Raw genomic sequence first — 16,064 nt, 5'->3', positions numbered from 1 at the left:
AGGCGGTCCTGTACTCAATTCTTTAAAAAATGCGTATAAAAGTTGAAGCTGATATTCAATCAGATGTTTACATTGATGAAATGTTGGAAATGAAATTACACCCATTCCTAATCAGGATTGTTCCTCACGAAGACGGTTTAATCTCGAAAATAGCCTTTGAACGTCCCATTGTAGATTACGGGCCGTTTTTGCCGCAATTGACAGAAATACCGGGGAAGGGCACGGCACTTTACTTTCCCGAACCGGATTTCATTAAAGACGAAAAAAAGTTGATGCAACATATCGAATCATTCGGGGGGCTGGACCTGGGTATTAAAGAAATCAGTTGGGACAGCCCTCTGATAACCTGGATACCGGAAAATGAAGAAGAAGCCTCGAAAGTTCCTGTTCTGAGTTATCGCAGACAAGCGGATTATTATGGTCAGGCAAAAAAGAAAATCTCCCTGAACTGGCTCCAAGGCACACTGCTGCATAGAAAGATGCTGGCGCACCTCGTTTTGCCATTATCATTTTATCGAAAGGGGTGCAACCTGTATCACCGTTTTGAATATTCAGAAGCATTTTTGCAGTTCTATCTGATGCTGGAAGGCTTATTCGGGAACGGACAAACTAAAAACCAACTGGTAAAGAAGGCCTTTCAAGCATCGCCAAACTTGCATTATGGCATCGCGCATATTCTGGACGCCATGGAAAAGCCTGATTTATCGCAACACAAGACATGGCTTTCCAATTTTTTAGGAAGCAAGGGTTGGGGGTATGACCATGAAGGCATCATAAAAATGCTTGTCGAACAAAGGGGGGTGCTTTCTCATTATGCGATAAAAAGTACCCGGAAGCAACGTAATACCTTTGAAGATGCTGATTATCATTCCTTGGGATTTATCGCTATGATGATCGGTCATTTTTCGAGCATACCTTTACGGCTCGATCCCTTTCGTGGCAAAGGGATTTGATTTATGCCGATATGGGGCTTGTCCAATCTTTAAGGTCGCTGGCTTTTTTGCTTTTATTATACATCTTATTTGCTGATAATTAAATCAGTTTTCGCTGGATCATGCAGATTAATTGCTATGTCAAACAATCATAAATTAACGTAAGACCATCACATTTTTATCTCCTCAAATAGCACTAATAATGGGATAAGTGGTTCAATTTCAAGACCCCTCACTCCACTTAATTATCAACTAATCGCCTGTAAATCAAAAACTTACAGGCGATTTTTATTTTCAGGTGTCAATGTGCGTGTCAATCAAAAATAGGAAAATTTGACATATATGGATAAATCTATTTTCAGTGCTCATAGATATACTTTTGCATTTCACTGGGTTTTAAATCAATTGTTGAAGCTGTACGTCGAATATAAAATGTTTCTTGCCCTGTTTCATTAGTTACATAAACAGGCTCGCTACTTTTTTCCTTAATTGTAATTACACAAATTGTTTTCCCATTCATCATGGGAAAGTCTATTTTCAAATAATGATGAAAACGATTACCTAACGTTTTTGAAATAAGATTATCAAAGTGCTTTTGAAATTCATCTAACTTATCGTTCTTAGAAAAAGAATTAAAGTCTTTTTCCAATCCTATTATATTTTTGTTGTCCTCAACGCCGATAAGCAAATAGAAAGCGGCCGAACTCTTGGTAAGATTGTGGTTACTATCTGATCATTTAACTTGTGAAAATTTATAAAGTTTTATTTCATGATAGTGTGTATTTAAACGTTTGTCATGCCCCTTGATTGTATATGCAATGTTTTAAGCCGTCTGATAAACAGTTTGACCTTCGTCTTACTCCGGCTGATGTAATAATTTTCCCGACAGTGGTTTGTTTTCGAACCAATTCGTAGAAAGATTGCGAAGAATTGGAAATTGGGGCGAGAAAAATATTGATCTCTAAATTAATTCGGAATCCAGGTATTAATGTCTATATCTGTGGTTTCTAAAACAAATTACGATCCTCCCCGTGGGGTCACAAAAGCGAGCCGAAGTATTTCCGCTCGCTTTTAGTTTTTCATTTACAATTATTATGATAATTGCTTACTTACAGCAGATAATCAAAAGAGATTCGCTCAACGGTGATTGGATAAACCACATATCACCTGAAACGTCTTTGAACGATCTAACGACAAGCGTTCAAGGTCTGTTTATTTCCAGATAGAACTCAGCCCGGTAATAATGAAGTTATCAATATTTAGTTTACGTGATGCCGTAACGGCAAGGTTACTAAGATCACCGCTCGGAAAATAAACGACCGTCATGGTAGTTAAACCACCGTCGGCAAATAGCTCAACCGAGGTTTTATCAACGACGATCGTGATATTTGAGTTTTTAGCAGTAGTTAAACGTGGCGCTGTAAAACGACCGGCAAAATCCTTTTGAAAATCAGTTTTTCCTGCCTTTGTACGGTCAATAAAATATTGATCTTTTCCTGCATCATAGCCTATCAGCAATTCTTCTCCATTTTTATTTGACAGCTTAATGCTATAATCCTGTAGCTGCTTTAAACGCAACTTTAAAACATATTGACTTTTAAAACTACTGATCTTTGAAGAAAGGTCAATAGTTTTATCTACCTGTACTTGTTTTAAAGCAATTGTTTTGGTGTAGCTATTTTTCAGTTCTTCTACCGGTTTGGATGCCAGTAAGACTTTACCCTTGCTTTGTTGCAGTTCAAGCTCACGCGGTATGGTCATGGCATTGCGCCATACTTGGGTGGGCACCTGGTTGGCATATTGCCAGTTACTCATCCACCCTAAGAATATTTTGCGGCTGCCAGTATTGCTCCAGGTTATGCCGGCGTACTCATCGGGGCCGTAATCAAGCCATCGGGTATTGGAATCAACGGGTGTGAATTTATTACCATCAAAGCTGCCCACAAAGTATTGTGTGGCCGAGCCACCGTTGGGGCCTCCGGGGTTAAGGTTTACCACCAATATCCAGTATGTTTTACCGTTTAGCTTTAAAGGAAACAGATCTGGGCATTCCCATACACCACCATGTGCACCCGCTTTAATACCAAACTCACTCTCCTTTTTCCAGCTTTTTAAATCAGATGCTGAATAAAATGATATATGATCCTGGGTAGCCAGTGTCATCACCCATTTTTTCTCCGGGGCATACCACATCACTTTAGGATCACGAAAATCCCTTATGCCTGGATTTTTTAGCACCGGGTTGCCATTATATTTTGTCCAGGTATTCCCGTTGTCCAGGCTGTATGCAATACTTTGGTTCTGGAAAATTTCAGTTCCTGCTTTTTCCCCTTTAGGATCATGGTGGGTAAAGACCGCTACCATCGGGATCTTTCCCTTTTTACCAAAGCCCGACGTATTGTTGGAATCAACAACAGCACTGCCCGAAAATATATAACCCAGGCTATCGGGGTATAAAGCTATCGGCAGCTCTTTCCAATGCACAAGGTCTTTACTTACAGCATGTCCCCAGTGCATTGGCCCCCAAACAATGTCCTTGGGATAATACTGAAAAAACAAATGGTAGGTATGGTTAAAGTAAACCATGCCATTGGGATCATTTATCCAATGCGCTTTTGGCGAAAAATGTACCTGCGGGCGGTATTGCTCTGTGTAAGTTTTTTTTTGTAAATCCTGAGCTCTGCAAACACCAATTATGGTGATGAAGGCTGTCAGCATCAATATGCCGCATTTTGTTTTCATAATTTAAGTTTTTAAGAGATGATATTATTGGGCAGGGATATTCAAAAACAGTAAATAAATATTTCATAAATAATGGGCCCTGGTTTACTTTACCAAACCAGGGCCCATTATTTATGTTGACAAATTAATACCCAGGGTTTTGTTTATATAAACCATTGGTAAATGTTATTTCTGATTGTGGAATGGGCAAATATTCGTCTCTGCCGGCGGTAAATTTGGCTGTAGCTAAAAATGTTCTTCTACCCTTTTCAACATTGATATAGTCGTTTAAGGTTTTTTCGGCAATTCCCCATCGTACTAAGTCAAAGAAACGCGCACCTTCTGTTGCAAACTCCAATCGTCTTTCCCATTGTAGTGCTTTACGGGCATAATCCTGAGTCCAGTTGGCTAAAGTATAGGGTTTAATATTGTAGTTAGACGGAAAGGTGCCATCTATCTTTTTCAATCGTCCGGTACTTGCTGCTGCACGGTTTCTTATCTGGTTAATTAAGGGTAAAGCGTTTGCCTGCTGGCCAAGCTCAATATAGGCTTCGGCCTGCATGAGCAACACATCATCGTACCTGATGATATCATAATTTTTTGCCGAGCCCATGAACGGACCAAGCTTAAAATAGGATGAGCTTGTAGCCAATTGCTGATTGCGCATAGTATGGAAATTTCCGTAAACCCCCGGATCACGTACCCAACTATTGCTGAATGGCTTTGTGTTGTCGTATTTATACGGATGCCCATCTATCCCAACGGTATGGTCCAACCTGGGGTCAACTGTTACTTTTGTTAAATCGGCAATACTGTTGTTAAATGAATCAAAGTTCGGCAATCCATTCACATCGGTGGTGTGTGCGTTCACCAGGTTCTGGCTTGCGGCATGAAAACCGCAGCAGCCATATTGCGGCGCGCCGTGCGGGTAATTTAACCCATCTTCAAAATTCAGACGCCCGGCGGTAGTGCCGTCATTAATGGTAAACTGTATCGCGAATACAGATTCCGGTCCGTTCTCAGTTTCTGGTAAAAAGTTATCGGCAATATCTGTACTTAATGAATATTTTCCAGAGGAGATAACCGCCTGGGTAAGCGTAACCACTTCTTGTAACCTTGTTTTGTTAATATTGATTACATGGTGTTTTTCGTCCTGTTCGTAGGCCTGGTACAGCCTTAATTTAGCCAAATAAGCCTGGGCATTTAATTTATTGGCCCTGGCCAACTCTGGTTGGGTAGTTGGCAGGTTATCAACGGCGTACTGAAAGTCGGCCGCAATTTTATTCCAGGAATCCTCATTTGACAAGGTATTTGAAACTTTCAGGATATCATCCGGGGTTGCGTTTTCGTCAAAAATGGGTATGTTTTTATATAGTAGTTTCATGGTGAAATAACTATGGGCGCGCAAAAATTTCAATTCGGCCAAACGTATTTTCTTATTAGGGTAATCGGCCTCCGAGAGTGAATTCACGGCCTTTAGCGCCACATTTGCCCTGGAGATAGACTTGAACAGGTTTTTCCAGGTACGTGAAACAAACGAGTCCATTGATGGGGTCACCAGGTTGTAATGCTCCAAAGCATCAACCTCACCCACATCGCTGGTACCACCGCCGCCTTTGTAGGCATCATCTGAACGAACGCTACCGTAAGCCCAGTCGCTGTAGATTGGCCCTATCATATCGCCGTTACCAATAGCAGCGTAGGCTGCTGTTACCAAACCTTCAATTGCGGCAGGCGTTTTTAAATCTGATGAAGACAATACGCCTTTGGGTGTATAGTCTAACGCTTTTTTACAGGAGCTGAGAATGATCAGTCCGGATAAAACAGCTGTAAATAATATTTTTGCTTTCATACTGAATAGTTTTTTTCGTTAAAATGATGCGTTGATACCAAAACTGAAAACTTTAGGAATTGGAACCGGGCCAAGGTCAATCCTTTCAGGATCGGGACTTAAATAGTTTTTACTTTTTAACGTAAATACGTTTTCGGCCATCGCGAATACACGCAGCCTGGTAAATACTGCCTTCGGTACAATCGTGTATCCAACTTGAACGTTGCGTAGCTTGAAGTAAGAAGTATTCACAATAAAATAGTCGGAAGTACGGCCTTCATTATTGTTATCTTTCAATGTGAGCGCCGGCACCTTTGTATTGGTATGCTGCGGTGTCCAGCCATCAAACACGCCCGGGCCTACGTTTTCGCGGCTATGCATCAAATTGTTATACAGGGTATATACATCAAATCCTTTCCTGCCGGTAACACCCGATCCGAATATTGACAGGTCGAATTTTTTATAGGTCAGATCAATTCTTACACCGTACTCTAAGGCAGGCAATGTAGTCCCTATCCAGGTTTGATCGTTGGCATCAATTTTCCCGTCATGATTGATATCAACATAACGGATCCTGCCCGGCCCCGCGCCTATTTGAGTTGGGGCAGCATCAACTTCGGCCTGCGATTGGAAAAGACCATTTGTTTTATAGCCGAATATGTCAAACTGTGAATGCCCTATTATGGTATTATCTATATTACCTGGATACGCCGGTCTAACGTTCTCCGGTAAATCTGTGATCTTGTCTCTGAAGTGAGAAAAATTTAAAGTTACATTGTAATTAAAATCGCCCGATTGCTGGCCGTGATAGGTTACTAAAAACTCCCAGCCTTTATTGCTTTTTGAGGCACCGTTAACGGTCTTTGATTGGCCCTCGCCCAATGCCGAAGCGACAGGAGGCGTAATCAGGATGCCGGTAGTTCTTCGGGTAAAATAGTCAAATGATCCCGAGATCTTATCATGCAGGATGGTAAAATCGAGTCCCGCGTTTATCTCTTCGGTGGATTCCCATTTAAGGCCGGGGTTTGCGGCCTGGGTTTGTACAAAGCCCGAGGGTAATGAACCCGTATTGGCACCGGAAAGCGAGTACGCCGTGCCAACATTCATATACTGCTCCCAAAAGCCTGGTGTCAATTGATTTTGGGTGGTGCCATATCGGGTATCATAAAGCGCGAAGCGCGATTGATCACCAATTTCCTGGTTACCAACGCGGCCTACACCAACCCTTAGTTTTAATTCAGAAAAAATGGTATTGTTTTTCATGAAGCCTTCCTGGTCAATTTTCCAACCAAAAGAAGCAGCCGGGAAAATACCATATTGATTATTTGAACCGAATCTTGAAGAGCCGTCACGACGTACGGTTACTGAGGCTAAATATTTGCTGGCGTAATTATAATCTAACCGTGCAAACTGCGAAAACAAGCTGTTCCCGGTTGACCGGCCTGTTACGATGGTATTGCCTGTGCCAGCATCCAGGGTGAAATAGTCTTCAGTTTGTATAGCGTAGCCTTGCTTGAGGGTAGTTTGGAAATCGGTAAAGGTTTTAATATACTCGGTACCTGCTAATAGCTTGAAATGATTATTGTTATTTAAATCATAATTATACCTCAACGTATTTGAAAACGTAGTGCTCAGATAATGATTTTGATCAAAAAATAAGCTGTTTGTTGTACGGGCAAGGGCGCCTTCCTGAAAGGTTGGTGTTATGACTTTACTAAGGTAGTCTGCATTATCGGCACCAAAGTTGGATTTAAAATACAGGTTTTTAACCGGCTGGATCTCTAAGAAAACGTTTCCAAATGTGTTTACCCGGTTGGCGTTATTCCATTTGGCCAGATCCTGCATGTGCAAAGGATTGTTTCTGTCAGAATAACCTGCGCCAGACTCGCCGGCGTAAGTAACACCATCTTTTTGATAAACGGGTATAGTAGGCGCTAATGTGACTGCCAAAAATGTGGTTGCCGCGCCACCCAGGTCCGTGGTCGTAAGGGTCTCATTGGAGTTGGTTATTTTTAAGTTTACGCCAAATGTGGCTTTGTTATCAAAAGCGTGCACCACACCGTTAATGCTACCTGTAGTACGATTATATTTAGTAAACCTAACCAGGCCTGTGTTTTTGATATTGCCAAAGTTTATTTCGAGCGATGCATTCTTATTCCCAATCGATGCCGTGAAATCATTATTATAAACCATGGCTGTTTTATACAGCACGCTTTGCCAGTCGGTATCTCCGGCAGGGGTATTCGGGTCGCCGCCTACAAATTGTTTGGGTACCACGCTGTTTAAAACCGGGTTGTTATAATTACCATTCCAGTTAAAGGTATAGATATCACCATACCCGGCAGCCGGATCCTGGCCATCATTTACCGAAGCCTGCCATAGCGCCTTCCCTCTGTCAGCCGAATTCAGCATTTTAAAGCGCAATGATTTTTCGGACTGAACAGATGTGCTGTTATTAAACTGGAACTGAACTTTGCCCTGCGTATTGCCACCGTTTTTAGTGGTAACAATGACAACACCATTTGAAGCCCTTGATCCGTAGATCGACTCGGCAGAGGCATCTTTTAGTACCTGTACCGATGCGATGTTTGAGGGTGACAGATTTTGAAACACTTCAGGCCTGGTGGTAGGTATACCATCAATAACATATAAAGGGTTATTATTGCCCAAGGTGTTTGCCCCCCTGATCAGAATCCTGCTGGTTGCCCCATTAGCCGATCCATCTTTTTCGATATACAAACCGGCAACCCTGCCCTGCAAAGCCTGCATGGTATTACCCGAACTATTGTTTTTTACCGGGGCTAAATCAACAACCGCTACTGCTCCCGTCAGGTCTTTCTTCCTTTCGGATGTGTAACCGGTTACAACCACCTCATTGAGTGCATTGGCGGCATCTTTAAATACTATGTTAAGCACTTTAGTATCGGCTGCGATAGGCATCACAATAGGCTGGGTGCCTACGTATGAAAACCTGATTGACTGTCCGGTGGCAACGGAGATACTGAATTTTCCGTTAGCATCTGATAGTACTGATTTTTGGGTTTCAATAACCACTATGGTAACACCATCCATTGGTTTAGATGTGTTATCCAATACAGTCCCGGTGATAATACGGGATTGCGCGTATCCTTCACTTATTAGCAGTATAAGCAAGGAACAAATAAGTAATAGTTTTCTCATTGATTTTAATTTAAGTTATGGCTTGGTTAAAATATTTTTTTGATAAAGTCCTGATATTCTTTGATATTATAATCCGGGCAACCTCCTTTCTTTGTCGCAATAAATGCTCCCATCGCTATTGCATTTTTCAATAAGGTTTGTGGCTGTTCTCCATGATAATGGTTGGCTATAAAGGCGGCTAAAAACGAATCGCCGCTGCCAATCGTGTCTATAACTTTTACCTCGCGGCCGGCTACATGATAGGCCTTATCGCCCTTGTAATACGATGCGCCAAACTCCCCCTTGGTAACCATGATCTCGGGGATGGCAAAATGATCCTGGATAAATTTGATCTGTTCCGATTCCTTCCAGTATGATCCTCGGAATAAGCCCTGCACCATTTCGAGTTCGGCCTGGTTAAATTTTACAATGTCAGCTTTATGAAGCAATTCATCCAACAGGTCACGGCTGATGAACGGCGGCCTTAGGTTAATATCCAATACTTTAATAGCATCATTTTCCAACAGTTCAAACAAAGTATTACGCGATACACTATTCCTTGATGCAAGGCTGCCATACACCAGGTAGGTTGACGGCTTCAATTGCGTGATGATTTGTTTACTATTGTCAATAAAATCCCAGGCTACCGGGAAAACGATCTCGTATGATACCTCGTTGCCGTTATTCATTTTTGCAATTACCTGGCTGGTGGGTTGTTCAGTATCTGTTTGCAATAAATGTTTTGGTATTCCCCAGCTATCAAGCAGGGTTTTCAGCTTTTGGCCGCTGGCATCGTTACCTATTTTGCTTACCAGGCTGGCCGGTACGCCTAATTTATTCAGGTGGTACGAAACGTTTAGCAAAGCGCCGCCGGGCTGCGGGCCATCAGGCAATACATCCCAAAGGATCTCGCCGTAGCAAATGGCTGGGGTTGATATGTTTGTTTGCGGGTTCATCATTATTAATGCATTACCATATTGGTTTCTATTTGTTCTAAAGAACGGCCTTTGGTTTCGGGCATAAACCGCCAAACAAAAATGAGCTGGCATACCATCATCACACCAAAAAATGAAAACGTAACCGCGCCGCCTAATGACTCGGCCAGGTAGGGGAAGCAAAAGGCGATGATAGCCGCCATTACCCAATGGGTTGAACTACCCAGTGTTTGCCCCTTGGCACGTACTTGATTTGGGAAAATTTCGGATATAAAGACCCAGATGACCGCCCCTTGCGAAAAGGCAAAGAAGGCGATGAACATCATCATATAAACAGGTATAGCAAACCCGCTTAAATGCCCGGAGTAAAAGGTGAAAGCCACCAGGAATAACGAGGCTATTAGCCCGAATGAACCAACCAGCATTAATGTGCGCCGGCCTACCTTATCAATAATGTTGATGCCCAGCAGGGTGAATATAAAATTGATTAACCCGATACCCACTGTAGATAACAGCGAAGAGTGCGCGCCAAGCCCGGCCATTTCAAATATGCGGGGCGCGTAGTAGATAATGGCGTTGATACCCGATACCTGATTAAAAAAGGCGAAGAGTACGGCCAATATTACCGGTGTTTTATACTGACCAGAGAAAAGACTACTACTTGAAACGGTATCATGAAGGGTTGAGTTTTTGATAGCAGCCAGCTCCTGCTCGCAGTTAAGCGGGTTAATTACACGCAATATCTCCAGTGCCCTGCCGGTTGCGCCTTTTTTAAGGATGAGCCAGCGCGGGCTTTCTGGTATAAAGTAAATCAACACTAAAAATAATGCAGATGGAAACGCCTGCACGCCCAGCATCCAGCGCCATGAAGCTTCACCGCCCTGGCTAATGAGATAGTTGGATAGGTACGAGATCAGAATGCCCAATACCACATTGAACTGGAACAAACCTACCAGCTGGCCTCTTCTATCGGCGGGCGATACTTCTGAAATATAAATAGGCGCTGTTACTGATGATATGCCTACACCCAGGCCACCTAATAACCTGAATACTAAAAACAGGTACCAGTTATCGGCAAGCGCGGTACCTATTGATGATAACAAATAGGCGGCAGCCACAAAATATAAAGTGTTTTTCCGTCCGAAGATATCGGATGGCCTTGCACCGAACAATGAACCAATTACGGTACCAATAAGCGCGATAGATATAGTAAGCCCATGCTCCATTACAGACAGGTGCCAGAATTGCTGGATAGATTTTTCGGCGCCCGATATCACAGCGGTATCAAACCCGAAAAGGAAGCCACCAAGGGCCACGACCATGGACCAGGCCAGGACGGAATGTTTTCTCATAATAATTATAAAAGGTGTTAATTGGATTTACAGTTGCAAAGTAAGACGATGTGCAAAGCGGCAGTTATTGATTTTATACCAAAAGAGTATAAAAATTAAAACATATATAAATAACTGATTATCAATAAAATAAAATCAATTCCCAACACTTTTCTACCAGGATGTTCGATTTTAATACACTGTATTTACAGTTTTGATACATGATGACACGACGGAAGCCCGCGGCCGAAGTCTGTTATTTGTATTATAAAAACTTTTATCGATACTTTTGTATACGTCCCTCCCAAAAAGGATTGTATTAACCAATAAAACCATACTTAAACGGATACTTAATATTTTATAATGGCTTTGCTTTATCACCTGCGCAACCTGTTATTACTAACCATATGTATACTGATGGTATTTACCGGCTGTAAAAAAGCCGACAAAACATCACAGTATACCATAGGCTTTTCGCAATGTGTGGGCTCTGATTTGTGGCGGCGTAATATGCTGGATGAAATGAAAATGGAACTGTCATTACATCCCGATGCCCGTTTTATTTATGCCGACGCCGATAACAGTAGTAAAAAACAAATTGAACAGGTAAAACAAATGCTGGATGAAGGCATCGATCTGCTCATCATATCGCCAAATGAGGCGCAACCCTTAACGGGCATAGTAGAGCAAACCTATAATAAGGGCATCCCGGTTATTGTCATTGATCGTAAAACTTCATCAGACCTTTACACCGCTTATGTGGGCGCCGATAATTATCAGATTGGCAAAATGGCCGGCGAATACATTGGCAGTAATTTAAAGGGCAACAGTAATATTGTAGAGGTGATGGGCCTGCCCGGCTCTTCGCCGGCAATTGAAAGACACAGGGGCTTTAGCGATGCCTTAGCCAAATTTAATAATATACATATTAAGGCCCAGGTATATGGCGATTGGCTGAAAGATCATGCGCAAAAACAACTTTATCAGGTACAGTCCGATTTAAATACAGCTGATGCGTTGTTTGCGCATAATGATGTTATGGCAAGCGCATCCAGAGAGGTTTTGAACAACCTTCATTTAAACCATCATGTTAAAGTACTGGGTGTTGACGCAATGCCCGGAGCTGGTGGAGGCCTGCAAATGGTAGCATCAAAAACTATTGATGCCAGTTTGGTATACCCAACAGGCGGTAAAGAAGCTATTACCATCGCATTCAGGATCTTGAATAAGGAGGCTTTTGCCAAAGAAAACATCCTGCAATCGCTGGTTATCGATTCAACCAATGTGCAGCTGATGAAAATGCAATGGAACAAGATCAGCAGCCAGCAAAAGGATATTGAACGGCAGCAGTCATTACTGAAAGAACAGCGGCAGGTGTACAACAGCCAGCAGCTCATTTTAAATATCATTATAATAACACTGGTGCTGGCCATTGTTTTTGGGGGACTTGCCTTTTACTGGCTGATGGAAAACCGCAAGATTAACAAAAGCCTGGAAGCAAAAAATAACGAAATTTTGTTACAGCGTAACCAATTAATGGAAATGTCGGCCCGGGCTGAGGTTGCCACCGAAGCCAAGCTGAATTTTTTTACCAATATCTCGCACGAGTTCCGTACGCCATTAACGCTCATCCTGTCACCGGTTGAGGATATGATGAAAAACGAGAAGCTGAATATTATAGCCGGCAAAAATTTAAAACTCATACATAAAAATACATTCAGGCTGTTAAGATTGGTTAACCAGCTGATTGACTACCGCAAAATTGAGTACGATAAACAGCAAATTAACGCGGCACCAAACAACTTGGTTGATTTTGTTACGGATATCATGGGTAGCTTTCAGCACCATGCCCGGAAACGGAACATTAGCATGAACTTAATATCGCCAGAAAAAAATATAATAGTATGGTTTGATGCCAATATGCTTGATAAAGTTTTCTTTAACCTGCTATCCAACTCATTTAAGTTTATTAAAGATAATGGCCGTATCCAGATAACCTTCTCCCAAAATCCTGAAAACGTTGAAATTGCCATCCAGGACAATGGCATAGGCATGGAGCCAGAAGAAGCTGAACATATTTTTGACCAATTTTACCAGGCCGATAATGGCGTTGCAAAGGGTTCGGGTCTGGGACTTTCCTTATCTAAAGAGATCATATCCCTGCACCATGGTAGCATCAAAGTAAGCAGCAAAAAATGGCAGGGAACTATTTTTACTATTACACTACCGCTTGGTAATCCATACAACTACAGTACCGGCCAAGCCTTCAAGCCTGTTAACACTGTAGCCATTGACGAACGCTCCCGTATTTATACTGCCGATCTTGAACAAGATGAAATAAATACCGACACAACTGCCCTTGCCAACCCTAAAGAGCAATCGATCCTTATTATTGAAGATAATACCGATTTGCTCGGCTACCTTGCCAATAAACTGGGTGCCGATTACGAGGTTTTTACAGCTGACAACGGCGTGCAGGGTTTGGCGGAAGCATTTGAAAAAGTACCCGACCTTATTATATCAGATGTAGTGCTGCCAGGCATGTCGGGCAAGGTAATTACCGAAAACCTTAAAACGGATATCCGCACATCGCACATCCCGGTGATATTGCTCACTGCGCAGGCCAGCGTTGAGCAGCAAATTGATGGCATTGACAGCATGGCCGATGTGTATATGGTTAAACCTTTTAATTATGATCAACTACTGGCAACGGTAAAAAATCTTATCAAAAATAGGGTGATACTTAAAGAACACTTCATCAGCGATGTAAGTCACGGCAAAATACCGGTATCAAAATCGCTTGATAAAAAATTCCTTAACGATTTTGCAGGTATAGTAGAGCAAAACCTGGCCAATGAAAACTTTAATGTAGATGACATCTGCAAAAATATCGGCATTTCGCGGGTGCAGTTATATCGTAAAGTAAAAGCGCTATTAGGCTGTAGTATTACCGATTATATTTTGAACCGCCGGTTAAAAAAGGCCCGATACCTACTGACCCATGAAGGATATTCCATCTCCGAAATAACCTACATGGTAGGTTTCGCCAGTCCTAATTACTTTTCAACGGTATTTAAGGCGCAGTACAATTGTACCCCAAGTGAATATAAACGCAAACAACTATATTCATAAGTGTTTAAGTTATTTATTATCTGGCTATTCTGGACGGCTTGACCATATCAAGCCGTACGCTTTGTCTGATTGACTAAAAAGTGTGTTTAAACGCTAAAATAGGCCATTTTGATTAAAAAAAAGCCCCGCAGACGTGCGGGGGCTTGTGCTCCCCTAACTGGGCTCGAATCATGGAACCGTCAATGCAATCGCGTCATATAGTTTTAATCCCCATTGACAGTTTTATTCAGATAAATTCATTTCTTCTAACAGCGTTAAAAGCGGTATAAGGGGTTCGATTAAGCCCCCTCCGGCCTACTTAAGGAGATGAACAGATTTGTTTAACTCCTTTTTTATTAAATACAATAAACTAATTATCAATAAATTAGTATAAAAACCCGAACACTTTAAACCGTTTCGATAATTTGTTTTTTTTTTGCAAGGGAACTTTCTCTACTCATTACTAAAATCACTTATATTCAGTTAAAAATGCATTTTTATGATTCAATTTCCCCTAAAGGTTCTTGACCGATATTGTTACTAATATCTTCCTTAATTCTGTAAGTTCTTGCAATGAGATAAAGGAAATCTAATATGATCATTGCGTCTTACTCGGACGTATAGGCAAGCTGATTTCATAATCGAAATTGATTGTGTTCAATTCAAGTTATGAAAAACAAAATATTACTTTAATCTCAAAATATTTATGGATCAAATTATAGTCTAACATCGAAAGCCAGCACATTTTTGCCCTTCTTAAATTAGATAACGCTTGAAGATTTCCAAAGATTGTGAGCACTGATCCCCAGTCATCAACTCACGACCTGCAAGGCGAGAGCCAAAAACTGAAGAGCCGGAATAAAACGGGATTGATTACTACGGTCGTCCCGGGAAAGACCATGTTCATGGGTTCTGGTAAACAGGCTTAACAGAAGAAGGAGCATTTTAAAGCGCCAAAAAATAATTTGGTGTGCTTTATTGGGCGACTTTCAATGGACAATCTCACAGTGTGAACACATCAGCTGCAGTTCCGTTTTTACGTTCATTTATAAAGTTTCCGGGTTTGCCTATCAAATCTGCGCCATTTATAGCAGACTTAAATTATTTTTTCTTTTACCGTTCGTATAGCTTCATCAATAGCATATTCCTTGGCTTTATTCATAAAAAAAGCAGGATTATCCAACAGATCGTCCAGTATTGAGGTACCATCTGCTCGTTTTTTGGTTAGGAAATAGATGGCATATGCTGTGCCGGCGCCTAATAAGAATGTTTTGATCGTCCCCATAATTCTGTTTCCTTGTACTACTCAATGATGGTGCCACAGATCAGGCATGGCATGTTATTCTGCCAGTTCTATCCAAACCGGTGCATGGTCGCTGCTATTGTGGCCAACTGCGCACCTCCATGTCAACAGCACCTTTTACTAACCGTTTATCAAGGTTAGCATTCAGTAGAAAATAGTCGAGCCGCAAGCCGGTGTTACGGCCATAGGCCTCCCGCAGGTAAAAGTATAGATCTGCTTATTAGGGTAAAGTTTTCTGATTGCACCGGTCCAGCCTTGCGCTAACATCGTTTCAAACAACTCCCGCACTTCCTTTCTGAACTGAGCATTATTGCGGTATTTATCCGGCTTATAGGTATCGGGATCGGTCGGCATAATATTGTAGTCTCCTACCAGTGCTGCAGGCAATCCAAATGATAGCAATTTTTGCGCATGCGTTATCAGGCGTTCAAGCCAAAGTAACTTATAATCAAACTTAGGGCCTGGAAAGGGATTGCCATTTGGGGCGTATAGGCGCCCGATCATTACGCCGTTGATAAATGCCTCTATATCGGCTGTGCAGATCATCCGGTTCGCCGCCCAGGCCGCGCCGGGTTTCCCTGATCTTGCCACACCTTGTCAGCATTGCAACACCATTCCAGCTTTGTTGCCTGTGCCAGATCGCATGATAACCCATATCCAGTAGTACCTTTTCAGGGAACATATTATCAGCCGCCTTCAATTCCTATAAACAGACCACTTCCGGCTTTGCTTCTTCCAGCC

At 42.0% G+C, this 16,064-nt stretch carries 10 protein-coding genes; 2 read left to right on the top strand and 8 right to left on the bottom strand.

Going from position 1 to position 16,064, the window contains the following annotated elements:
- Nucleotides 1-29: 29 nt before the first annotated feature.
- A complete protein-coding gene (locus tag ACFFGT_RS04815) occupies nucleotides 30-953 on the top strand; it encodes a hypothetical protein (RefSeq protein ID WP_377021372.1) in 924 nt (307 codons plus the stop codon).
- A 337-nt stretch (nucleotides 954-1,290) separates the two neighbouring features.
- Here the strand turns inward: ACFFGT_RS04815 and ACFFGT_RS04810 are convergent, their stop codons facing one another.
- The 6 genes from ACFFGT_RS04810 to ACFFGT_RS04785 form a co-directional block, all read right to left on the bottom strand.
- Nucleotides 1,291-1,620 (bottom strand): AlbA family DNA-binding domain-containing protein, encoded by a 330-nt coding sequence (locus ACFFGT_RS04810; protein WP_377021371.1) that lies wholly within the window; start codon nucleotides 1,618-1,620, stop codon nucleotides 1,291-1,293.
- A gap of 524 nt (nucleotides 1,621-2,144) precedes the next feature.
- Nucleotides 2,145-3,674: a glycoside hydrolase family 32 protein gene (locus ACFFGT_RS04805; protein ID WP_377021370.1), complete on the bottom strand. Its 1,530-nt coding sequence runs from the start codon at nucleotides 3,672-3,674 to the stop codon at nucleotides 2,145-2,147.
- Nucleotides 3,675-3,798: 124 nt separating this feature from the next.
- Entirely contained in the window at nucleotides 3,799-5,505 is a 1,707-nt protein-coding gene (locus ACFFGT_RS04800; RefSeq protein ID WP_377021369.1) for a RagB/SusD family nutrient uptake outer membrane protein, read from the bottom strand.
- Between the two features lie 18 nt (nucleotides 5,506-5,523).
- Complete coding sequence (locus ACFFGT_RS04795) at nucleotides 5,524-8,664, bottom strand: SusC/RagA family TonB-linked outer membrane protein (protein WP_377021368.1); 3,141 nt, start codon at nucleotides 8,662-8,664, stop codon at nucleotides 5,524-5,526.
- A gap of 26 nt (nucleotides 8,665-8,690) precedes the next feature.
- Nucleotides 8,691-9,602: a carbohydrate kinase family protein gene (locus ACFFGT_RS04790; protein ID WP_377021367.1), complete on the bottom strand. Its 912-nt coding sequence runs from the start codon at nucleotides 9,600-9,602 to the stop codon at nucleotides 8,691-8,693.
- Nucleotides 9,603-9,604: 2 nt separating this feature from the next.
- Entirely contained in the window at nucleotides 9,605-10,930 is a 1,326-nt protein-coding gene (locus ACFFGT_RS04785) for a sugar porter family MFS transporter (protein WP_377021366.1), read from the bottom strand.
- Nucleotides 10,931-11,272: 342 nt separating this feature from the next.
- Here ACFFGT_RS04785 and ACFFGT_RS04780 point away from each other — a divergent pair, with 342 nt between their 5' ends.
- Nucleotides 11,273-14,041, top strand: a complete 2,769-nt coding sequence (locus ACFFGT_RS04780) for a substrate-binding domain-containing protein (protein ID WP_377021365.1) — start codon at nucleotides 11,273-11,275, stop codon at nucleotides 14,039-14,041.
- A 1,075-nt stretch (nucleotides 14,042-15,116) separates the two neighbouring features.
- On the opposite strand, the gene ACFFGT_RS04775 is transcribed toward ACFFGT_RS04780, so the two are convergent.
- Nucleotides 15,117-15,305, bottom strand: a complete 189-nt coding sequence (locus ACFFGT_RS04775) for a YtxH domain-containing protein (protein ID WP_377021364.1) — start codon at nucleotides 15,303-15,305, stop codon at nucleotides 15,117-15,119.
- Nucleotides 15,306-15,467: 162 nt separating this feature from the next.
- A complete protein-coding gene (locus tag ACFFGT_RS04770) occupies nucleotides 15,468-15,914 on the bottom strand; it encodes an exonuclease/endonuclease/phosphatase family protein (protein ID WP_377021363.1) in 447 nt (148 codons plus the stop codon).
- Between the last annotated feature and the right edge of the window lie 150 nt (nucleotides 15,915-16,064).

Source organism: Mucilaginibacter angelicae (assembly GCF_042434235.1).
Classification (GTDB): Bacteria; Bacteroidota; Bacteroidia; order Sphingobacteriales; family Sphingobacteriaceae; genus Mucilaginibacter; species Mucilaginibacter angelicae.
This window is presented reverse-complemented; position numbering and strand designations above follow the sequence as displayed.